The sequence below is a fragment of the Streptomyces sp. NPDC087906 genome (genome assembly GCF_055584925.1).
The window spans coordinates 586,393-606,106 of record NZ_JBVJLC010000002.1; the positions used below are offsets into that span (position 1 = coordinate 586,393).

General features: G+C 71.7%; 20 protein-coding genes and 1 pseudogene. 13 read left to right on the plus strand and 8 right to left on the minus strand.

Going from position 1 to position 19,714, the window contains the following annotated elements; all coding sequences use genetic code 11:
* Positions 1 to 68: 68 nt before the first annotated feature.
* Complete coding sequence (locus ACZ63I_RS07940; RefSeq protein ID WP_469336456.1) at positions 69 to 1,808, plus strand: TIGR03767 family metallophosphoesterase; 1,740 nt, start codon at positions 69 to 71, stop codon at positions 1,806 to 1,808.
* Here the strand turns inward: ACZ63I_RS07940 and ACZ63I_RS07945 are convergent.
* Positions 1,798 to 2,412 carry a TetR/AcrR family transcriptional regulator gene (locus ACZ63I_RS07945; protein ID WP_469336459.1) on the minus strand — a complete coding sequence of 205 codons (615 nt, stop codon included), beginning with the start codon at positions 2,410 to 2,412 and terminating at the stop codon, positions 1,798 to 1,800. The two genes, ACZ63I_RS07940 and ACZ63I_RS07945, sit on opposite strands and share 11 nt — an antisense overlap.
* Positions 2,409 to 3,881 carry an MFS transporter gene (locus ACZ63I_RS07950; protein WP_469336461.1) on the minus strand — a complete coding sequence of 491 codons (1,473 nt, stop codon included), beginning with the start codon at positions 3,879 to 3,881 and terminating at the stop codon, positions 2,409 to 2,411. Before ACZ63I_RS07950 ends, ACZ63I_RS07945 begins: the two co-directional genes overlap by 4 nt.
* Before the next feature lie 186 nt (positions 3,882 to 4,067).
* On the opposite strand from ACZ63I_RS07950, the gene ACZ63I_RS07955 reads away from it, so the two are divergent.
* Positions 4,068 to 5,324, plus strand: a complete 1,257-nt coding sequence (locus tag ACZ63I_RS07955; protein WP_469336463.1) for a DUF4032 domain-containing protein — start codon at positions 4,068 to 4,070, stop codon at positions 5,322 to 5,324.
* A gap of 178 nt (positions 5,325 to 5,502) precedes the next feature.
* On the opposite strand, the gene ACZ63I_RS07960 is transcribed toward ACZ63I_RS07955, so the two are convergent.
* The 3 genes from ACZ63I_RS07960 to ACZ63I_RS07970 are packed head-to-tail and all read right to left on the minus strand — an operon-like array spanning position 5,503 to position 8,209.
* A complete protein-coding gene (locus ACZ63I_RS07960) occupies positions 5,503 to 6,522 on the minus strand; it encodes an NAD(P)/FAD-dependent oxidoreductase (protein ID WP_469336465.1) in 1,020 nt (339 codons plus the stop codon).
* Entirely contained in the window at positions 6,519 to 7,103 is a 585-nt protein-coding gene (locus ACZ63I_RS07965; protein ID WP_469336466.1) for an isoprenylcysteine carboxyl methyltransferase family protein, read from the minus strand. The genes ACZ63I_RS07960 and ACZ63I_RS07965 overlap by 4 nt, the downstream gene beginning before the upstream one ends.
* Positions 7,104 to 7,156: 53 nt before the next feature.
* Positions 7,157 to 8,209: a type III polyketide synthase gene (locus ACZ63I_RS07970; protein WP_469337044.1), complete on the minus strand. Its 1,053-nt coding sequence runs from the start codon at positions 8,207 to 8,209 to the stop codon at positions 7,157 to 7,159.
* A 154-nt stretch (positions 8,210 to 8,363) separates the two neighbouring features.
* On the opposite strand from ACZ63I_RS07970, the gene ACZ63I_RS07975 reads away from it, so the two are divergent.
* The 6 genes from ACZ63I_RS07975 (at position 8,364) to ACZ63I_RS08000 (ending at position 14,130) form a co-directional block, all read left to right on the plus strand.
* Complete coding sequence (locus ACZ63I_RS07975; protein ID WP_469336468.1) at positions 8,364 to 9,185, plus strand: UbiA family prenyltransferase; 822 nt, start codon at positions 8,364 to 8,366, stop codon at positions 9,183 to 9,185.
* A 134-nt stretch (positions 9,186 to 9,319) separates the two neighbouring features.
* A complete protein-coding gene (locus ACZ63I_RS07980; protein ID WP_469336470.1) occupies positions 9,320 to 9,502 on the plus strand; it encodes a hypothetical protein in 183 nt (60 codons plus the stop codon).
* Between the two features lie 148 nt (positions 9,503 to 9,650).
* Positions 9,651 to 11,567 carry a sigma-70 family RNA polymerase sigma factor gene (locus ACZ63I_RS07985; RefSeq protein WP_469336472.1) on the plus strand — a complete coding sequence of 639 codons (1,917 nt, stop codon included), beginning with the start codon at positions 9,651 to 9,653 and terminating at the stop codon, positions 11,565 to 11,567.
* Between the two features lie 112 nt (positions 11,568 to 11,679).
* A complete protein-coding gene (locus ACZ63I_RS07990) occupies positions 11,680 to 12,135 on the plus strand; it encodes a tellurite resistance TerB family protein (RefSeq protein WP_469336474.1) in 456 nt (151 codons plus the stop codon).
* 67 nt (positions 12,136 to 12,202) lie between these two features.
* Positions 12,203 to 13,273: a LacI family DNA-binding transcriptional regulator gene (locus tag ACZ63I_RS07995; protein WP_469336476.1), complete on the plus strand. Its 1,071-nt coding sequence runs from the start codon at positions 12,203 to 12,205 to the stop codon at positions 13,271 to 13,273.
* Between the two features lie 95 nt (positions 13,274 to 13,368).
* Positions 13,369 to 14,130, plus strand: coding sequence for an MgtC/SapB family protein (locus tag ACZ63I_RS08000; protein ID WP_469337046.1), 762 nt, complete (start codon positions 13,369 to 13,371; stop codon positions 14,128 to 14,130).
* Here the strand turns inward: ACZ63I_RS08000 and ACZ63I_RS08005 are convergent.
* Positions 14,108 to 14,974 (minus strand): SRPBCC family protein, encoded by an 867-nt coding sequence (locus ACZ63I_RS08005; protein ID WP_469336478.1) that lies wholly within the window; start codon positions 14,972 to 14,974, stop codon positions 14,108 to 14,110. The two genes, ACZ63I_RS08000 and ACZ63I_RS08005, sit on opposite strands and share 23 nt — an antisense overlap.
* Positions 14,964 to 15,287, minus strand: a complete 324-nt coding sequence (locus tag ACZ63I_RS08010) for an ArsR/SmtB family transcription factor (RefSeq protein WP_469336479.1) — start codon at positions 15,285 to 15,287, stop codon at positions 14,964 to 14,966. The genes ACZ63I_RS08005 and ACZ63I_RS08010 overlap by 11 nt, the downstream gene beginning before the upstream one ends.
* A gap of 246 nt (positions 15,288 to 15,533) precedes the next feature.
* Here ACZ63I_RS08010 and ACZ63I_RS08015 point away from each other — a divergent pair.
* Positions 15,534 to 15,941: pseudogene (locus ACZ63I_RS08015) on the plus strand (hypothetical protein); the annotation flags it as partial.
* Positions 15,942 to 16,154: 213 nt separating this feature from the next.
* On the opposite strand, the gene ACZ63I_RS08020 reads toward ACZ63I_RS08015, so the two are convergent.
* On the minus strand, positions 16,155 to 17,225 hold the full coding sequence (locus ACZ63I_RS08020; RefSeq protein ID WP_469336481.1) for a fatty acid desaturase family protein: 1,071 nt from the start codon (positions 17,223 to 17,225) through the stop codon (positions 16,155 to 16,157).
* A gap of 360 nt (positions 17,226 to 17,585) precedes the next feature.
* Between ACZ63I_RS08020 and ACZ63I_RS08025 the strand changes: the two genes are divergently transcribed.
* From ACZ63I_RS08025 to ACZ63I_RS08040, 4 genes are all read left to right on the plus strand, one after another.
* Positions 17,586 to 17,942 (plus strand): PRC-barrel domain-containing protein, encoded by a 357-nt coding sequence (locus ACZ63I_RS08025; protein ID WP_469336483.1) that lies wholly within the window; start codon positions 17,586 to 17,588, stop codon positions 17,940 to 17,942.
* A 9-nt stretch (positions 17,943 to 17,951) separates the two neighbouring features.
* Positions 17,952 to 18,122 carry a hypothetical protein gene (locus ACZ63I_RS08030; RefSeq protein ID WP_469336485.1) on the plus strand — a complete coding sequence of 57 codons (171 nt, stop codon included), beginning with the start codon at positions 17,952 to 17,954 and terminating at the stop codon, positions 18,120 to 18,122.
* 101 nt (positions 18,123 to 18,223) lie between these two features.
* Positions 18,224 to 18,946, plus strand: a complete 723-nt coding sequence (locus tag ACZ63I_RS08035) for a GAF domain-containing protein (protein WP_469336487.1) — start codon at positions 18,224 to 18,226, stop codon at positions 18,944 to 18,946.
* 5 nt (positions 18,947 to 18,951) lie between these two features.
* A complete protein-coding gene (locus ACZ63I_RS08040; protein WP_469336489.1) occupies positions 18,952 to 19,692 on the plus strand; it encodes an ANTAR domain-containing protein in 741 nt (246 codons plus the stop codon).
* Positions 19,693 to 19,714 lie beyond the last annotated feature (22 nt).

Below are 19,714 nucleotides of genomic sequence, written 5' to 3' on the forward strand. Positions count from 1 at the left end.
AAAGGTGTGACCAGGGGGCCGTCCTCTGGCTCGCAAACCGATGCGTTCGCACTTCGGGAGACCGCACCATGTCACGCATACGCTCCGCAGTCACCGCCCTCGACCGCAGGTCGTTTCTCGCCGCGACCGGCGCGGTCGGCGTCTCGGCCGGAATCGGTCTGGCCCTCGGCGCCGGCAGCGGTTCGGACGCGGCCGCCGCCGCACCGGAGTCGTCCGCACCGGCGGTCCCCGCGCCCCGTACCGCCCCCTCCGCCACACCGGCACCGGCCGTGCCCGCCAGGACCACACTGGACTCGGTCGCCGCCCCGCGTAACAACCTCGCCGCCTTCCGGCGGCTCGGCGAAGGCCCCGGCTGGCGCCGCGTCGTCAGGGAGAAACTGGCGCCGGCCAAGAACGGCCGCGCCGACCGGCGTACCGTCCTCAGCTCGTTCGTGCAGCTCACCGACCTGCACCTGGTCGACGTCCAGCACCCGGTGCGCACCGAGTACCTGCGCGCGCGGCAGCTCAGCTCCTGGCGCCCCCACGAGGCGCTCACCGTGCCCGGCGCCGTCTCCCTGGTCGAGCGGATCAACGCCCTCACCTCGGGTCCCGCGACCGGCGCCCCGCTGTCCTTCGCCGTGACGACGGGCGACAACACCGACAACAACTCGCGGGCGGAACTCGACTGGTTCCTGACCGTGATGAGCGGCGGCCGGGTCACCCCCAACACGGGTGACGGCAGCAAGTACGAGGGCGTGCAGAATTCCGGTGAGCGGCTGTACTGGCACCCCGAGGACGCGCTGCGCGACCCGGACAAGCAGCTCGGCTTCCCCAGGATCGACGGCTTCCTCGACGCGGCGATGCGCTCCGTGGACAGCCCGGGGCTGCGCATCCCGTGGTATTCGACGGTCGGCAACCATGACTCGCTGGCCAGCGGCGCGATGGCGGACCGGTCCGGTTTCCTCGCCGAATTCGCCGTCGGTGACCGGAAGTTGTTCACCGTCCCGGAGTCCGAGGCGCAGGCGCTGGCGAAGGTCCTGACCGCCGGCAGCAATCCGGCGGGCGGCGAGCTGGTCGATCTGCTGCGCCGCGAGAAGCGCAGGATGCGCACCGTCACACCGGATCCGCTCCGGGCCCCGTTCGGGCCACGCGACTACCTCAGGGCGCACCTCGACCCGGCCCGTACGGGACCTGGTCCGCTGGGCCACGGCTACAGCGCGGCCAACCTCGACAGTGACACGCTGTACTACACCTTCCCGATGGGCGGGAACGTGATCGGCGTCAGCCTGGACACCACCGACCGCGCCGGGCACTTCCTCGGCTCGCTCGGCACGGCCCAGCTCCGTTGGCTGGAGCGAACCCTCACGGAGTACCAGGACGCGCACGTCGTTTTCTTCAGCCACCACAACAGTTGGACGATGACCAACACCCACCGCGATCCGGCCAGACCCGGCGAGGCGCGGCACACGAGCGACGAAGTGGTGGACCTGCTGAAGCGCCACCGCAATGTCCTGGCGTGGGTCAACGGACACAGCCACCGCAACGCGATCCTGCCGCACGGCTCGTTCTGGGAGATCTCCACCGCTTCGCACGTCGACCACCCGCAGCTCGCCCGGATCATCGAGATCACCGACAACGGCGACGGCACCCTGTCCCTGTTCACCACGCTGATCGAGTCGGGCGCGCCGTACCGCACCGACTTCGACGACCTCTCGCAGACCGGTCTCGCGGGCCTCTACCGCGAGCTGGCCCAGAACGCCCCGGGGCGCGGCACCGCGGGGGTCGGCGAGTCCGAGGACCGCAACACGGAGCTGCTGCTCAGCCGGTGACCGGGGCCCCGCCGGCAGAAGACCCGGTGGCAGAAGACCCGGTGGCCGAGGACCCGTCGATCAGGGTCTGGACGGCCGGTCCGTAGAGATCGGCCAGTCGCTCGGGGGTGGCGGCGGTGCCCGCGCCCGCCGCGTGCAGGCTGAGCGTGGCGCTGAGCCCGATGAGCTGTCCCGCGACCAGTTCGGCCCGCAGCGCGCTGTCGGGTCCCGGCAGCAGCCCGGCGAGCCGCTGGGTGATCTGCTCGCCGAACCGCTCGCGCAGCAGCGCCCGTTCGTCGTCCTTGCCGAGCGAGAACACCACCCGCAGCAGCAGATCGCCCTGCGCTCCGCGCTTGGCGCGCACCATGGTGAGCACCAGATGCCGGCCCAGCTCCGCCGACGGTACGACGAACAGCAGGTCGGCGGCGGGGCCGAAGTCGGCGACGGTGTTGAACAGCTCTTCCTTCGTGCCGAAGTGCTTGACGATCAGCGAGGCGCTGACGCCCGCGTCCGCCGCGATACCGCGCAGCGTGACCTCCGCGTACGGCCGTACGGCGAAGGCCCGCCGGGCGGCGCGCAGGATCGCGCCCCGGCCGCTGGCCGGATCGGTGGCTTCCGCGCTCATGCGTTCTCCTGGGCGAGCGATGCGGTCCGGTCCCTCCTGACGCTACCGGTCGCGGGTGTCCTGCCGCTCGGCAGACACAGGGTGACGGCGAGCGCGGCCAACGCCACACCGCCCGAGATCAGGAACACCAGCAGATACGCGTGCAGGGTGGGCGCGGTGAGCCCGCCCACCTGGAAGGTGACGTTGGCGAGGACGGCGGCGACCACCGCGCTGGAGAACGCCTGGCCGACCGAGCGCATCAGGGTGTTGAGCCCGTTGGCGGCTCCGGTCTCGGCCACCGGCACCGAGCGCATCACGAGCGTGGGCAGCGCGGAGTACGCGATGGCGGTGCCCGCGGCGACGACGGTGGCGCCCACGATGATCGTCCAGAGCTGGTGGCTGGTGAAGAAGCGGATCAGATAGCCGGCGGCCAGCGTCCCGGAGGCGATGGCGAGGGCGGTCTTCGGCCCGTACCTGGCGGAGATCCTGGCCGACACCGGTGACAGCGCGACCATCGCGATCCCGCCGGGCAGCATGCACAGGCCGCTGACCACGATGGAGGCGCCGAGGCCGTAGCCGGTGGCCTTCGGCTCCTGCACCATCTGCCCGGTGGACAGCGAGTTGGCGTAGAAGGCGAAGCCGATCAGCAGCGCGGCGATGTTGGTCAGCAGCACGGCGGGCCGGGCCGAGACCCGCAGGTCGACCATGGGCGAGGTGGTCCGCAGCTCGAAGCGGCCCCAGGCGAGGGCGATCAGTACGGCGAGGGCGAGCAGGCCGAGGGTGCGTCCCGAGGTCCAGCCCCAGTCGCCGCCCTGGGTGACCGCGAGCAGCAGGCTGACCAGCGCCGCCGAGAGGCCGAGGGCGCCCCACGCGTCGAACCTGCCGCGCGAGCGGCGCGACGACTCGGGCACGCAGAGCAGGACGAGCACGATGTCGAGGACCCCGAGCCCGGCCGATGCCCAGAACATGGTGTGCCACTCGTAGTGCTCGATGACGAAGGCGGCGATGGGCAGTCCGACGGCGGCGCCGATGCCGAGCGTCGAACTCATCAGCGCGACGGAGGAGATCATCCGGGCCGGCGGCAGCTCGTCGCGCATGATGCTGATGCCCAGCGGTACGACGGCCAGCGCGGCGCCCTGGAGGGCGCGGCCGACGATCAGCACAGCGATCTCGGAGCTGACGGCGCACAGCACGGAGCCGAGGGCCAGCACGGCGAGCGAGGCGAGCAGCACCCGGCGCTTGCCGTACATGTCGCCGACCCGCCCGAGCACGGGGGTGCAGACGGCGCCGGTCAGCAGGGTGACGGTGACCAGCCAGCTCGCCGCGGCCGGAGTGGCGCCGGTGAGGGCCGGGATGTGCGGCAGGAGCGGGACGACGAGCGTCTGCATGACCGCGACCACCACGCCGCAGAACGACAGCACGGCGACGAGGAAGCGCGGGTGCGGTGCTTCCACGGGCTCCTCGGCGGGCTCGGATATCTCGGCGGACATGTCACTCCGTGTGCGCTCTGCCGGTGGAGGTGCCGGCGCTGGGTGTACAGATGTTCACCCCCTAGGGTAAACGCTTGTGCACCCCTCGCCCTGCCAGCGGCGGTGCGACACCCGGCACACTGTCCTGGGCGGTTCCGGTCAGGAGACCCGCCGCGGGAACACCGCTCGACCGCCGTGGGAGGCACGATGGCGCTGCAGATCAGCGCGACCAATCCGGAGCATCCGGCCGTACTGCTGGATCTGCCCTGGAACACGCCGCTGGACGCCTGGCCCGCGGAGTGCCTGGTGCCGCTCCCCCGCGGTATCTCGCGCCATGTGGTGCGCTTCGCGTCGGCGGGCCCCGAGGTGGTCGCGGTCAAGGAGATCACCGAGCGGGCCGCGCTCCGCGAGTTCGGGCTGCTGCGGGACCTGCACCGGCTGTCCATCCCCGCCGTCGAGGCGGTGGGCGTGGTGACCGGGCGGCTGGACGAGCACGGCGAGCCGCTGGAGTCGGCGCTGATCACCCGCCACCTCAAGGGCTCGCTGCCCTACCGGTCGATGTTCGAGTCGACGATGCGCCCCAGCACCGTCAAGCGGCTGATGGACGCGCTGGCCGTGCTGCTCGTCCGGCTGCACCTGGCCGGGTTCGCCTGGGGCGACTGCTCGCTGTCGAACGCGCTGTTCCGGCGGGACGCGGGCGCGTACGCCGCCTATCTGGTGGACGCGGAGACCGGCCAGATCCAGCAGCACCTGAGCCACGGCCAGCGGGAGTACGACATAGAGCTGGCCCGGATGAACATCGCGGGCGAGCTGATGGACCTGGAGGCCTCGGGCTCCCTGCACCCGTCCGTCGACCCGGTGCCGTTCGGGGCTGCGATCGTCAAGCGCTACGAGGACCTCTGGCACGAGCTGACCCGCGAGTCGGTGTACCCGGTCGACAAGCGGCACTACATAGACCGCCGGATACGCCGCCTCAACGAACTGGGCTTCGACGTCGCCGAGATGCAGATCCAGAGCTCCCCGCAGGGTGACACGGTCACCTTCCTGCCGAAGGTGGTCGACGCGGGACACCACCAGCGGCAGTTGCTGCGGCTGACGGGCCTGGACGCCGAGGAGAACCAGGCGCGCCGGCTCCTCGGCGACCTGGAGGTCTGGATGGCGGGCCAGGACGACTACGCGCCGGGCGACCCGCTGAGCGCCAGGCCCGAGGTGCTGGCGCACCGCTGGGTACGGGACGTCTTCCGGCCCACGGTGCGGGCCGTACCGCTGGAGCTGCGCGGCGAGATGGACGCGGCGCAGATCTACCACGAGGTCCTGGAACACCGCTGGTACCTGTCGGAGAACGCGGGCACCGACGTGGGCCTCGCGGCGACCATCGCGGACTACGTCGCCAACGTACTACCGCACTCGGCGGCGGCGCTGACCCCGCCGGAGACCGACAGCGTGGACGTCATCTCACCCTGAGCCGGGTCGGCCCCGCTCGCCCGCGTCACTGCGAGGCACGTACCGCCGCGGTGAAGACCGCCGGGAGGCGGGCGGCCGGTGCGTCGACCGGTGTGGCGACGGGACAGGCCGCGGCCCCTCGGGCGCCGGATCCTCCCGTGGCCGGGAGAATCCGGCGGCACCGTCCGCCGGCCGCGCGTCACTGCAAGGCGCGTACGGCCGCGGTGAAGACCGCCGGGAGCCGGGCGGCGGCGGGGACGATCAGGCGGGCGCCCGCCGCGTTGCCCGCGACCCGTACCAGGCCCTCGGTGAGCAGTCGGTGGCGCCGGGACAGGGTGCGCCAGCGGCGTTCGTACGCCTCGGGGCGCCCGGCGCGCAGGCAGCGTACGGCCGCCTCCGCCGAGGCCAGCGCGAGCGCGACGCCCTCGCCGGTCAGCGCGTCCACGTAACCGGCCGCGTCGCCGACGAGCAGCACGCGGCCCGCCACCCGGCTGCGTACCCGGCGGCGCAGCGGTCCGGCGCCGCGTACCGCGCCGGCCGCGGGGCGTCCTTCGAGCCGGGCGCGCAGTGCGGGGAAGCCGGCCAGATGCTCGTCGAAGCCGCGCCGGACCGTGCTCAGCACGGCCACCCCCACCAGGTCGGCACCGACCGGGGTCACATACGCCTCGCCCGCGCCCGACCAGTACACCTCGACGAAGTCGCTCCACGGCTCGACCCGGTAGTGGCGCCGCTGCCCGTACCGCCGGGGCCTGCGGTCGGGCAGTTCGAGGCCGAGACCCCGGCGTACGGGCGAGTGCAGCCCGTCGGCGGCGACCAGCCAGCGCGCCCGCAGGCCGCAGGCGGTGACCGATTCGGCGTCCTGCCGAACCTCGCGCACCCGGTCCGTCACGGTCTTCACGCCGAGTTCGTCGGCGCGCCCGGCGAGCGCGGTGTGCAGTGCGGTACGGCGCAGCCCGAGGCCCGTTCCCGCGCCGAAGGTGGCCTCGGCGCTGTGCGGGCCCGCGAGATAGCGGATGCCGCGCAGCGGGTGGCCGGGCGGTGCGGTCAGGCCGAGGGCGGCCAGCGCACGCACCCCGCTGGGCATGATGCCTTCGCCGCACGCCTTGTCGACCGGGGTGGTGCGCGGTTCGACCACCACCGCTTCGAGGCCGGCCAGGGTGGCGTGCACGGCGGTCGCGAGTCCGGCGGGCCCGCCGCCCACCACCAGCAGGTCGATCACGGGCGGGCTTCGGCGGCGGCGCCGGTGGTGTCGGTCGCGCCGGTCGTGTCGGTGGTGTCGGTGGTTTCGGTGGCCGGCGCGGGCGCCAGCGCGCGGTTCTCGCAGCGGATACGGACCGTCAGCAGCCAGGCGTTCAGCAGCGTGAAGACGACGGCGGTCAGCCAGGCCCCGTGCACGAGCGGCAGCGCGACTCCCTCGGCCACGACCGCCACGTAGTTGGGGTGCCGCAGCAGCCGGTACGGGCCCGCCGCGACCAGCGGCAGCCCCGGCACGACGACCACCTTCGTGTTCCAGCGCGGGCCGAGTGTGCGGATGCACCACCAGCGCAGCGCCTGCGCCGCCACCACGACCGCGAGCATCGTCCAGCCGAGCGCCGCGTCGAACGGCCGGTCGCCGAGCCACACTTCGGCCAGGCAGCCGAGCAGCAGCCCGGTGTGCAGGACGACCATCGGCGGGTAGTGCCGCCGGCCGTACTCGACACCGCCGCGCGCCATGCTCCAGCGCAGATGCCGCTTGGACACGACGAGTTCGGCGACGCGCTCGGCGCCGACCGCCAGGATCAGGACCGTGTACCAGATCATGTTCTCCCCGTCGTTGCGTATCGGCTGTACCGGCCGTACCGGCCCGGCCGGTCCTACCAGCGGAGCAGGACGAGTTCGGAGCAGAACCCGGGCCCCATGGCGAGCAGCAGTCCCGCCGTACCGGCCGGTGGCCGCCGCTCGGCCAGGGTGTCACGCAGTACGTGCAGCACGGAGGCCGACGACAGGTTTCCCACCGCTTCGAGCGAGCGCCAGGTGACGTCGAGGGCCTTGTCGGGCAGGTCGAGCACTTCCTCGACCGCTTCGAGCACCTTCGGGCCGCCGGGGTGGCACACCCACGCCGTGATGTCCTCGCGCGCCAACCCGTGGTCGGCGAGGAAGCCGTCGACGTCGGCGGCGAGGTTCTTGCGTACGACATCGGGGACGCTCGCGTCGAGGACGACCCGGAAGCCCGATCCGGTGATGTCCCAGCCCATCACGTCCTGCGTGTCGGGGTACATCCGGCTGCGGGTGTCGACCACGTAGGGGCCGGGGCCCGCGCGGCGCGCCCCGCAGGCGACGACGGCGGCGGCGCCGTCACCGAAGAGTCCGGTGGCGACCAGGTTCGCCATCGACGAATCGTTTCGCTGGAAGGTCAGTGTGCACAGTTCGACGGAGAGCAGTACGGCGACGTCGTCGGGTCTGCCCAGCAGGTAGTCGTGGAGTCTGGAGATCCCGGCGGCCCCCGCGACACACCCGAGTCCGAAGATGGGCAGCCTTTTGACGTCGGGTCGCATACCGAGCAGGTTGACCAGCCGCGCGTCGACGGACGGGGCGGCGATCCCCGTCACCGAGGTGAACATCAGCAGATCGACATCGCGCGGGGAGAGCCCCGCCTCGTCCAGCGCTGCGCCGACGGCCTCGGCGCCCAGCGGTACGGCAGCGGCGATGAAGGCGTCGTTGGTGACACCGAAGTCGGTCAGCTCCGCGTACCGGTCGAGGGGCAGGGCGGTGTGCCGGGTGGCGACCCGGGCGGAGCGGTGGAGCCTGTCGAGCACCCGGCGGTCGGTTCCCGCGGGCAGACACGTCCTGGCGACCATGTCGGTGAGGTCTTGTTGGCTGTGCTGATGCGGAGCCAGGGCTCCATGGACGGCTGCGATGCGAGTCATCTGCGGTCCGAGGTCGGAGGTCGTGGACGTGTCCATGCCTGCCCGCGCCTGCTGCCGCCACACGCGAAGTCGCCTGTACGGCCGCTCACACCGGGGCCGACGCACCCCGTACGGCGGCACAGGTGGCGGCCCGGGTGGCGCTTACGATGAGCCTGTGGACGCCACGCGCCGGACGGGCGCCCTGCTGAAAGCGTGTCATCCGGGGCCGACCGTGGCGGTGACCGCGCTGGTCGGCGGTCTCGCGGCGGCGGCCGGGGCCGACGCCGCCGGATGTGTCCTGGCGACCGCCGCCGTGCTGGCGGGGCAGTTGTCCATCGGCTGGAGCAACGACGCCATCGACGCGGCGCGTGACACCGCGACAGGCCGGGGCGACAAACCGGTGGCGGGCGGATCGGTGAACGCCCGCGCCGTGCGGACCGCGGCCGTGGTCGCGCTGGCGCTGTGCGTGCCGCTCTCCCTCGGCTACGGGCTGCTGGCGGGCGTGGTGCATCTGGCCGGTGTGGCGGCCGGCTGGGCGTACAACCTCGGGCTCAAGTCGACGGCGCTGTCCTGGCTGCCGTACGCGATCGGATTCGCCTCGCTGCCCGCTTTCGTGACGCTCGGTCTGCCGGGCACACCCGCGCCCGCCTGGTGGATCGTCACCGCTGCGGCGCTGGTGGGGGTGGGCGCGCATCTCGGCAACGTACTGCCCGACATCGAGGCCGATCTGGCCACCGGTGTGCGAGGTGGTCCGCAACGGCTCGGGCCCACCGCCGTGCGGTGGCTGCTGCCCGCCCCGCTGGTGGCGGCGACCGTGCTGCTCGCCTTCGGCCGGCCGAGCGCGTGGGGCGGTGCGGCTGTCGGTGTGGTGCTCGCGGTGGCCGTCGCCGGATCGCTGTACGGCCGCAGCCGCCCGAAGGTGCCGTTCCTCGCGGCGATCCTGGTCGCCGCCGTCGATGTGGCACTGCTGTTGTGGCAGGGCTCCGCCCTCGCGTAGGGCCTGCCGGCGACCGTTGCCATACCGGTATACGGGCGGGTGACTGATCGGTGGGGAAGGGGGCACCCGGCCGCAAGCAGCACGGTCACCACCTTCCGACGTGACCGGCCGCCGAACTCATCGGGAGTAAACAGATGTTGGGCTTCGTAGCAGCAGTGCTCTTCGCCATCGCGTTCATCCTCAACGCCACCGAGACGAGCGTCGACACGGCCGTCTTCACCCCGACGAGCCTGCTGTACCTCGGACTTACCGCTCTCGCCCTGCATGTCGCCGGTATAGGCACCGGTTGGGCCGCGCGCAGCGGGCGCCGCCGCTGATCCCCACCGCTGAGCCCCACCACCGTCCGACCCGCCCTCGCGGGCGCGCACGTGCACGCGCGCGGAAAATCCACCTCCCGTTTTCTGTTGTCCAGGACCGTCCCGCACGGTCTCCTGGGTGAACCGGACGAGAACAAGGTGGAGCGTCGTGTACCGAAGTGACCGCAGTGGACCCGACCGTGGCACCGTGCTGGCCGCCCGCGAGGGCGACCAGCACGCCCTGGACGCGCTGGTGGCCTCCTGCATGCCACTGATCTACAACATCGTGGGCCGTGCGCTCGACGGGCACAGCGATGTGGACGACGTGGTCCAGGAGACGCTGGTACGGATCGTCGGCGGCATCGGCGGGCTGCGCGACCCCGACGCCTTCCGGTCGTGGGCGGTGGCCATCGCCGTCCGCCAGGTGCGCGAGCGGGAGCAGCGCCGGTCGAAGGCGCTGCGCCGGACGGCTTCGCTGGACGCGGCCGACAGTGTCGAGGACCCCGCGTCCGACTTCGCCGCCATGACCATTCTGCGGCTCGGCCTCACCGACCAGCGGCGCGAGGTCGCCGAGGCCACCCGCTGGCTCGACGAGGAGGACCGCACCCTCCTGGCGCTGTGGTGGCTGGAGGCGTCCGGCGAGATCAGCAGGGCCGAACTGGCGGCGGCGCTGGGCCTGTCCGAGCGGCACACCGCGGTGCGGGTGCACCGGCTCAGGGACCAGATAGAGACCGCCCGCTCCGTCGTCCGGGTGCTGCACGAGGCCCCGGGGCGCTGTGTGGGTCTCGACGCGCTGACCGAGCGGTGGCCGGGCGATCCCGGCGGGCTGTGGCGCAAGCGCTTCGCGCGCCATCTGCGCGCCTGCGACCTGTGCGGGGCCGGCGAGGAGCCGCGCGTCCCGGTGGAGCGGCTGCTCGGCGGACTTCCGCTGCTGCCGCTGCCCGCCGTACCCGCCGCGTGGGAGGCCGCCGCGCATTCGGCGGACTCCGCCCCTGTGTCGCTGTCCCCGCACGGCGGTGGCACGACCGGCCGGGCGGCGCGGCGCAAGGCGGCCCGCCGTACGGTCCGGGCGCGCGGTGTGGCCGTCGCCCTGTCCGTCGGGGCGGTGGTGGCGGCGGGACTGCTCGTCGCCGCCTATCTGCCCGGTGATCCGCCGGCCGACCGCAGTGCTTCCGTGACGACGGCCGACGCGCCCGCGGCCCCGGTACCGTCCGCCGTCGCCTCGTCCGCCTCGCCGTCGCCCTCGGTGTCGAAGAAGGCCAAGCCCAAGGCGAAGCCGAGCAGCCCCAGGCCCACCAGGACAGCGGCCCGGCACGCGCCGCCCGCACCGGCCCCGAAGCCGGTGGTGGCCTCGGCGCGCAAGGGCGTCGGGGTGTGGACGTTCCCCGGCGTGAGCAAGGCGCTCGCCGACTCGGGGGCCGGCTGGTACTACACCTGGTCCACCCAGCACTCGGGCGTCGACGCACCGGGTTCGACGGGCTTCGTGCCGATGATCTGGGGCAAGGACTCGACGGGCGCGGCGGACCTGGCGCGGGCCCGCGCCGCCGGACCGTATCTGCTCGGCTTCAACGAGCCCGACATGGCGGCCCAGTCGAACATGACGACCGATCAGGCGCTGTCGCTGTGGCCGACGCTGGAGAAGACGGGCCAGATCCTCGGCAGCCCCGCTGTCGCCTACGGCGGTGACACGGCGGGCGGCTGGCTCGACCGCTTCATGAGCGGGGCCAAGGCACGCGGCTACCGCGTCGACTTCATCGCCCTGCACTGGTACGGCGGCGACTTCCGTACGGAGGCGGCCGTCGGCCAGCTCAAGTCGTACCTGGAGGCGGTCCACGCGCGCTACGGCAAGCCGCTCTGGCTGACGGAGTTCGCGCTGACCGACTTCTCGCAGGGCGTCCGCTTCCCTTCCGAGACCGAGCAGGCCGCTTTCCTCGCCTCGGCGGCCAAGATGCTGGCGGGGCTGCCGTACGTGCAGCGCTGGGCGTGGTTCGGACTGCCCGCCAAGGACAGCGGCGCGAGCACCGGCCTCTACCGGAGCGGGCCCGCCATCACCCCGGCGGGAGAGGCGTTCCGCGCGGCCCGGTGAGAAAAGCCCACTTCGGGCGGCGGACGGAGAAAGCGTCCTGAAGTGGGCACGCCCCGGCTCTCCCGGGCGTTGAGCCAGTGGTTCAACCTGACAGCACGAGGAGAGATACCGAATGGCCCTCTGGGACCGTTTCAAGGATTCAGCCGCGACGATGCAGACGCAGCTCACGGCCAAGAAGAACGACCTCAAGAGCGGCGCGTTCCGCGACGCCAGCATGGCCATGTGCGCTCTCGTCGCCGCGGCCGACGGCTCCGTCGACGCCTCCGAGCGCCAGCGCGTCGCCTCGCTGATCGCGAGCAACGAGGTCCTGCAGAACTTCCCGGCGGCCGACCTCCAGCGGCGCTTCGACGACGCGATCAACAAGCTCACCGCCGACTTCGCCTTCGGCAAGGTGAGCATCCTGCAGGAGATCGCCAAGGCCAAGAAGAAGCCGGCCGAGGCCCGCGCGGTCATCCAGATCGGCATCGTCATCGGCGGCGCCGACGGCGACTTCGACAAGGACGAGCAGGCCGTCGTCCGTGAGGCGTGCTACGCCCTCGACCTGCCGCCGCACGAGTTCGACCTCTGATCAGCCCTTCACCGGTGGGGTGATCCGCCGTCGCGGATACGATGGCGGATCACCGAAGGGGTCGTGGATGACAACCATCAAGGACGTCGCCCGCCGGGCGGGTGTCGCGCCGAGCACGGTCTCGTACGTGTTCAACGGGTCCCGGTCGATCTCCGAGGAGACGCGCAGGCGCGTCCAGGAGGCGGTGGAGGCCCTCGGCTACCACCCCAGGGCCAGCGCGCGGACGCTGCGCAGCAGCCGTACGCAGGTGATCGCGCTGGCGCTGCCACGCGCGGCCGGGCTCCAGCACTCGGTGGACGGCCGCTTCGCCATCGACGTCAGCGACGCGGCGAACAGCCTCGGCTACGACCTGCTGCTCACCACGTCCCAGGACAAGGCGGGCGGGCTGCGCCGGGTGGCGCTCAGCGGCCTCGCCGACGCCGCCGTGCTGATGGCCGTCGACATGGAGGACGCGCGCATCGACGTCGTACGCGAACTGCTCTTCCCCGCGGCGCTGATCGGCCGGCCCGCCGACGAGGACGCCCTCCCGTGGACCGACCTCGACTGGGAGGAGGCGGCGGCGCTCGCCGTACGGGAGCTGGCTGCGGCCGGGCACCGCACGATGGTGTACCTGGCGCCCGGTGAGTCCGAGGTCAGGGCCCGGCGCAGCTACGCGCTGCGCGGTATCGCGGGCGCCCGCAGGGGCGCCCGGGACACCGGCGCCGCCGTCAAGGTGGTCCATGCGGTCGACGACCCGGTCAAGCTCGGCCGCAGGCTCGGCACGCTGCTGTCGGACCCGACGGGCGAGGGGCGCGCGCGGCCGACCGCCCTCGTCGTCCAGCACCCGTCGGCGCACCACCACATCCTCACGTCGGTGGCCGCTTCGGGTCTGCGGGTGCCTGAGGAGCTGACGGTCGTGGTGATCGGCACGCTCCCCGGCGACCCGGCGGGCCGCCGGCTGCCCCGGATCGAGCTGCCGGTCGAGACGCTGGCCACCGAGGTGACCCGGCTCGCCGTTTCGGCGGCGGACACGCTGCGCGCTTCGGTGACGAGCGGTGTCGAGCCCGGCGGCCGGTTGCTCGCCGCCTCGATCGGGCATCTGCTGATCCCGCCGGTCCTGCTGCCCGGCACGGCCCCCCTCACCGCGGCGGACCGCTGAGCGGCACCGGTGCCGGTGCCGGTGCCGGTACAGGTGCAGGTGCCGGTACTAGCATCGCGTGACGGATGTTCCGTACCGAGCTGGGAGGCGGGCCGTTGCACACGCTGGCCCTGAATCTGTTCGACCCCGAAGCGGGTCAGGGGGCCCGGCAGTTCGCCGAGCTGGGGCTCGCCCTGCTGCTGTCGACCGTCATCGGCGCCGAGCGCGCGATCCGGCAGAAGAGTGCGGGGCTGCGCACCCACACCCTGGTCGGGGTGGGCAGCGCGCTGTTCATGGAGGTGTCCCAGCACGGCTTCAACGCGGTGCTGGGCATGGAGAACGTGTCGTTCGACCCCTCGCGCGTCGCCGCCCAGATCATCTCCGGTATCGGTTTCATCGGCGGCGGCATCATCTTCGTCCGCCGTGATGCCGTACGGGGACTGACGACGGCCGCCACCGTCTGGCTCACCTGTGCGATCGGCATGGCCTGCGGCGGCGGGCTGCCGCTGCTGGCGATCGGCGCCACGCTGGCGCACTTCCTGGTCGTGCAGGGCTATCCGCTGGTCACCCGGCGCATCCCGGTCCTGGCCACCCCCGAGCAGGCCCGGCTGCATCTCGCCTATCTGATCGGGACCGGGGTGCTGACCCGGGTGCTGGAGTACACGGCGGACCAGGGGTTCCAGGTGGTGCAGGTCCGGGTGGACCGGGCGGCGCGGCGGCCGGGCGGCGAGGACGAGCAGGACCACCCGGAGGCCGGCACCGCCCTGGTCTACGTCGATATCGCCGGCACCGGAAGCGTGCACCGGCTGGTGGCCGAACTGTCCGAGTTCGAGGAGCTGTTGAGCGTCTCCTCGATCAAGGACGAGACGGCCGAGTGAGCAACTGCGCCGCCAGCCGCTCGATCCGCTCCTGCCAGGCGGCCAGCGCCGCCTCCGCGTCGAAGCCGTCGGGCCCGCTCTGGGTCAGGACGAGCCGCGCGCCGTGGCCCGTGCCCTCGCCCAGCTCCCAGGTGACCTCGCCGTCGGGGTCGACGGCGAAGGTCACGAAGCCGGGGGGCCGCACCTCCGTCACATGGCCCGCCTCGACCTTCTCGGCCGTGAACCCCTCGGGCACCGGCAGTCCCGGCACCGGCTCGACACCGGCGCACAGGGTGTCCCAGACGACCTCGGCCGACCGCACGAGCTGGCGTTCGAGCCGCAGCCGCCGGCCGGCGGGTACGGACTCGACGACGCCCCTGCCGAGCCCGAACCGCTCCACGTACGCGTCGTGCAGCGCGCCGTCGTCCCTGCCCGGCTCGACGGGTCCACCGTCGAGGAGCTGACCGAGCGCGCCGAGGCACAGGTGCCAGCCGGCGGCGAAGCTCGCCGCGCCCGGCAGATCGCCGAAGGTGTGCACGAGGGTGAGCAATGATCCTTCGCCGTCGGGGCTGACGGACCAGCTCAGCTCGTCCGTGCCCCAGGTGAAGCCGAACAGCCGCGGCGCGTCGAGTTCGGTGACGGTGCCGCTCGCGGCGGGCGCGGACTCGCCGGGCCGGTGGAAGCCGATCGTGCCGCCGGGTACGAGGTCGACGGTGACCTCGAAGGGGAACCAGCGCGCGAGCCGCTCGGGGTCGGTGAGGGCCGCCCACACCGCCTCGGGCGGATGCGGGAGCCTGCGCTCCATCCGGAGCGCGGAGCGCTCGCCCGTCGTGGTCAGGGAGTCGGGGCGCGAACTAGTCGTCATGGGAGTCGTCCTCCATCGCGTCGAGGTGACGTTCGAGTGCGTCGAGAGTGCCGGACCACAGATGCCGGTAGTGGGCGAGCCAGGCGTCGAGTTCGGCGAGCGGCTCGGGCCGCAGTTCGTACCAGCGCCGCTGGGCGTCCTGCCTGACCCGTACGAGTCCGGCCTCGCGCAGCACCCGCAGATGCTTCGACGTGCCCGGCTGGCTCAGTCCCAGCCGTTCGGTGAGCTCGCCGACCAGATAGGGGCGCTCCAGGAGCAGATCGAGGATCCGCCGCCTGCTCGGATCCGCGAGGACGTCGAACGGTATGGACATGGCATTGAACATACCTGCGATGGCATATAACCGTCAAGCAATGTATGGAGGGTTTCCGGCCGCCCCTTTCGGCCATGGTCACGCTCGGAAGTCAGGCGATTTCTGGCTGGAATCGCGTCGTGACAGCGCGTCATCGACCGGTCCATAATTGTAAGTTGGGGCGATCAGAAATCGATCACTCTGCTCTCCCAGGATTCGCCCCGCGGCCAGCCGGCCCCCCACCCGAACGGCGCAAGGAGAGCGGCCGTGCATGACGAATTCCTGTGCCACGTCACCGCGTACGGAATCTGCGGCGGTCAGTACGTCGGCGTACCGCTGGGCACCTACCGCGCCCCCACCCTGCCGCTGGCCCTGTGGTGGTTACGGGACCGCGCCACCTGGATCGCCGAGCGGCTCGACCCCAGCCCGGACAGCGGGCATTTCCCCGCGTCGGCGCTGACCCCGGTCGGCGAGAGCGTGCCCAACGTACCGGACACGCTGCGGGCCTGGCGGGACGACGTGTCGCACCAGGACATGGTGGCCGAACATCTCGCGGCGGGCCGGCTGATCAGGGTCGCGACGCGCGACGACACCACGGAGTACGAGCTGCTGGCCGAGTCGGTCGACGCGCTGCGCATGGACCGCGCCCGGCCGTCCCTGACCACCTCGGCCGCGAGACCCGACGACCACCGCGGCGAACGCCCGCTGGCCTCGTCGGCGATCACGACGATGCGCGACCACCGGCAGGCCGGCGACACCCTGCAACTGGGCAGGGTTCCTTACTGACATGACACCGCGCCGGCATGGCAGCGCCGCGTGCCGGAGCGCGGGGCGCCGGGGCACGCGGCGATGTCATTTACGCGACGGCGGGTTGAGCCGCCGGATCACTTACGGGGTCACGAGCGCTTTTCGCATGCTCCGCAGCGGCGCTCCCGCGTCGTGCAGACTGCGCAGCGCCTGGCGGTAGGAACCGATCAAGCCAGTTTCCAGGTAGCCGACTTCGAGTTCTTCGCAGTACTGCCTGACGATGGGCTGCGCCTTGCGGAGCTGCGGGGTCGGCATGTTCGGGAACAGGTGGTGCTCGATCTGGTAGTTGAGGCCGCCCAGCGCGATGTCGGTGAACCAGCCGCCGCGCACGTTGCGCGAGGTGAGCACCTGACGGCGCAGGAAGTCGGGGCGGTCGGCGCCGGTCAGCACCGGCATGCCCTTGTGGTTGGGGGCGAAGATCGAGCCGAGGTAGATCCCGAACAGGCACTGGTGGACGGCGAGGAAGGCGAGCGCCTTGCCGGGCGGCAGGACCACCAGCAGGGCCGCCAGATAGACGGCGAAGTGCCCGATCAGCAGGGCACCTTCCTGCCTGCGCTGCTTCAACGACCGGTTGGCGAGCGACCGTACGCCGGCGACATGGAGGTTGAAGCCCTCAAGTGCCAGCAGCGGGAAGAAGAGATACGCCTGCGAGCCGCCGATCAGCCGGGCCACTCCCTTGGCCTCCCTGGCCTGGGACTGGGACCACACCAGGATGTCCGGGTTGACGTCGGGGTCGAGGTCCTCGTGGTTCGGGTTGGCGTGGTGCCGGGAGTGCTTGTCCTGCCACCAGCCGTAGCCCATGCCGATGCCGAGGTTCCCCGCGAGCCTGCCGGTGCGTACGCTCGCCCGGCGCAGCCGGAAGACCTGGCGGTGCGCCACATCGTGCGCGACGAGGGCGACCTGACCGAAGACCACGGCGAGGAAAGCGGCGACGGCCAGCGTCCACCAACTGTTCCCGACCATGGCGAAGGCGACCCAGCCGACGGCGTACAGTGCCACGACGAGGGAGATCCGCAGGACGTAGTACCCGGGGCGGCGGCGCATCAGTCCGGCCGCGTTGATGAGCTGGGTCAGGCGCGCGAAGTCGCTGCCCGACTCGCGTGGTGGATCCAGAACCGCCGCTTCGGAAGCGCCGGTGGTGGGCAGAGACATTGAGCCACGCCTTTCGGGTCGGTTCACGACCGCTGGTAGCCGGTGCGGTGAATGCTCGGCAGGGTGGCTTGTTGAGCACACATGGTTCGAGAGCAAACAGACGCCGCGTAGGGTGCGCATAAGAAGTGGAGCGCATAAGAAGAATCGCAAGGTCGCTGGCTGCCGGGTCCAGGGCAGCTTGGAGCCAGGGTCTTGGGCGTCTTGCTCTGCCAGTGTAACCGCCGATGCCCGGAAGCGGTCTGGCTCGGCCGACCGAGCGGTAACAGTTCGCCGCCCCGGCCAGGTGGCATCGCCGCCTGCGGGGGTAACAGTCACACTGACGACACCTGCACCACCAGCGGATAAAGAGGCGAATGGCTCGTGTTCGAGGCTGAGGACATCCGGGAATGGCGTGGCCACGACGTGGTCGACGCCGAGAAGAAGAAGATCGGCTCGCTGGAAGCCGTGTACGTCGACACGGCGACGGACGCACCGGCGTTCGCCACGGTCACGGTCGGGATGCCGACCAAGAAACGGCTGATCTTCGTACCGCTCAACGACGCGACCGTCGGTCCTGGCTATCTGAAGGTCGGCTGGGACAAGCAGTTGGTCAAGGAGGCGCCCTCCATCGACACGGACGGGGAACTGCCCGCCGAGGACGAGCCGCAGATCTTCGCGCACTACGGACTTGCCTACAAGACGGGTGCGACCGGCGAGCGCCGGCTCGCGCGCCGGTAGGAGGGCGGGATGGCCCTTTTCCTGCTCCTTCTCCTGATCGCCGTCGTGCTGGGAATCATCGGTGTGGCGGGGTCGGGCCTTTCTTATCTGCTCGTTGTCGGTGTGATCGTGCTCGTTCTTGATCTGATCCTGCTGGGTGCCCGCTGGGGTGCCCGCCGCGGGAGGCGGGTCACCCGCTGATCGCGGTCTATGCTGAAGAGAGCCGCTCAGGGCCTGTCGTTTGGACCAGCCCTGAGGCTGCCGTCCCCCCAGCGTGGAGTACGGAGAAGGGGTGGCCGCCAATGATCAGTGACGCCATGACCGAGGTCCTGCGGCTGGTGCACATCCAGGCGCAGCCGAGGCTGGCCGGCTGCGCCGAGGTGCTCGGGGTCGACGGTCTCGCGGTGTCCCTGGTCGTGGAGGGTCAGATCACGGAGCAACTGTGGTCGTCGGGCAAGACGGCCGCACTCTTCGAGGATCTTCAGTTCACCCTGGGCGAAGGTCCGGGGCCCGACGCGCTGCGCGATCACGCGCTGCGCATGGTCGACGACATCACCGCTGTCCCGTCCGGCCGGTGGCCGGCGCTGCTGCCGGCGCTCGGCGATCTCCCGGTGGGGGCGGTGTTCTGCTTCCCGCTGCATCTCGGCGGCATCTTCGTGGGCGTCCTGACGGCGCTGCGCGACGTGCCGGGACCGATGAGCGGCCAGCAGTTGGACGACGCGCTCGCCCTCGCCGAGGCACTCACGCTCCAGTTCCTGGGCGGCGACGGCGTGCAGCTCGAATCCTGGGGCGACGCGCGGCCGACCGAGCTGCACCGGGCCGTCGTGCACCAGGCCACCGGGATGATCAGTGTCCAGCTCGGTCTCGCACTCGGCCCCGCCCTGCTGCGACTGCGCGCCTACTCCTTCAGTCAGAGCCGGCCGATCACCGACATCGCGCACGACATCGTGGCGAGGCGCCTGCGTCTGCCACCCACGGCGGGCGGCCCCGGCCCGACCGATCCGACCGACGAAATGAGGGGATGACCTCCATGTCCCGCGAACAGCAGGTGTCAGCGGTGTTCGTGCAGGTTGCGGATTCGCTGACGGACGACTTCGACCTGATCGACTTCCTTGAACAGCTCTGCGCGCACTGCGTCGCCCTGCTCGATGTGTCGGCCACCGGGATCCTCCTCGCCGACGAGAAGGAGACCCTGCAGACGATCGCAGCGTCCGACGAGACCACGCATCTGCTCGAACTCTTCGCCCTGCAGCACGACCAGGGCCCCTGCGTGGAGTGCTACCGCAGCAGCAGCGCGCGTATCAACATCGACCTGACGGACGCTCAGGCGACCGCCGGCTGGCCGCAGTTCGCGGCGCACGCGCGGGAGAGCGGGTTCGCCACGAGTCACACCTTCCCGCTGCGGCTGCGGGACCGTGCGGTCGGGGCGCTGAACCTCTTCCACACCGACACGCAGCCGCTGAGCCCGCAGGACGCGTCGCTGGCGCAGGCGCTGGCCGATGTCGCGACCATCGCCCTGCTCCAGCAACGCGCCCTGGACCAGCAGCACATCGAGAAGGCCCAACTGCAACGCGCGCTCACCAGCCGGATCATCATCGAACAGGCCAAGGGCATCCTCGCCGAGCGGTGGCGGACCGACGTCGACTCCGCGTTCGCCGCCCTGCGTTCGTACGCGCGCTCGCACCAGTTGCGGCTGTCGGACTGCGCGCGCCGGGTCATCGACCAGACGCTCGACACCGACGCGATCCCGCACGGCGGAGGTGCGGCCTGATCCGGCGGGACTTCGCGGACAC

Coding starts and splice junctions, on each gene's coding strand:
- ACZ63I_RS07940 (WP_469336456.1), top strand. CDS start 69: ATGTCACGCATACGCTCCGCAGTCACCGCCCTCGACCGCAGGTCGTTT.
- ACZ63I_RS07945 (WP_469336459.1), bottom strand. CDS start 2,412: ATGAGCGCGGAAGCCACCGATCCGGCCAGCGGCCGGGGCGCGATCCTG.
- ACZ63I_RS07950 (WP_469336461.1), bottom strand. CDS start 3,881: ATGTCCGCCGAGATATCCGAGCCCGCCGAGGAGCCCGTGGAAGCACCG.
- ACZ63I_RS07955 (WP_469336463.1), top strand. CDS start 4,068: ATGGCGCTGCAGATCAGCGCGACCAATCCGGAGCATCCGGCCGTACTG.
- ACZ63I_RS07965 (WP_469336466.1), bottom strand. CDS start 7,103: ATGATCTGGTACACGGTCCTGATCCTGGCGGTCGGCGCCGAGCGCGTC.
- ACZ63I_RS07970 (WP_469337044.1), bottom strand. CDS start 8,209: ATGACTCGCATCGCAGCCGTCCATGGAGCCCTGGCTCCGCATCAGCAC.
- ACZ63I_RS07980 (WP_469336470.1), top strand. CDS start 9,320: ATGTTGGGCTTCGTAGCAGCAGTGCTCTTCGCCATCGCGTTCATCCTC.
- ACZ63I_RS07990 (WP_469336474.1), top strand. CDS start 11,680: ATGGCCCTCTGGGACCGTTTCAAGGATTCAGCCGCGACGATGCAGACG.
- ACZ63I_RS07995 (WP_469336476.1), top strand. CDS start 12,203: ATGACAACCATCAAGGACGTCGCCCGCCGGGCGGGTGTCGCGCCGAGC.
- ACZ63I_RS08005 (WP_469336478.1), bottom strand. CDS start 14,974: ATGACGACTAGTTCGCGCCCCGACTCCCTGACCACGACGGGCGAGCGC.
- ACZ63I_RS08010 (WP_469336479.1), bottom strand. CDS start 15,287: ATGTCCATACCGTTCGACGTCCTCGCGGATCCGAGCAGGCGGCGGATC.
- ACZ63I_RS08020 (WP_469336481.1), bottom strand. CDS start 17,225: ATGTCTCTGCCCACCACCGGCGCTTCCGAAGCGGCGGTTCTGGATCCA.
- ACZ63I_RS08030 (WP_469336485.1), top strand. CDS start 17,952: ATGGCCCTTTTCCTGCTCCTTCTCCTGATCGCCGTCGTGCTGGGAATC.
- ACZ63I_RS08035 (WP_469336487.1), top strand. CDS start 18,224: ATGATCAGTGACGCCATGACCGAGGTCCTGCGGCTGGTGCACATCCAG.
- ACZ63I_RS08040 (WP_469336489.1), top strand. CDS start 18,952: ATGTCCCGCGAACAGCAGGTGTCAGCGGTGTTCGTGCAGGTTGCGGAT.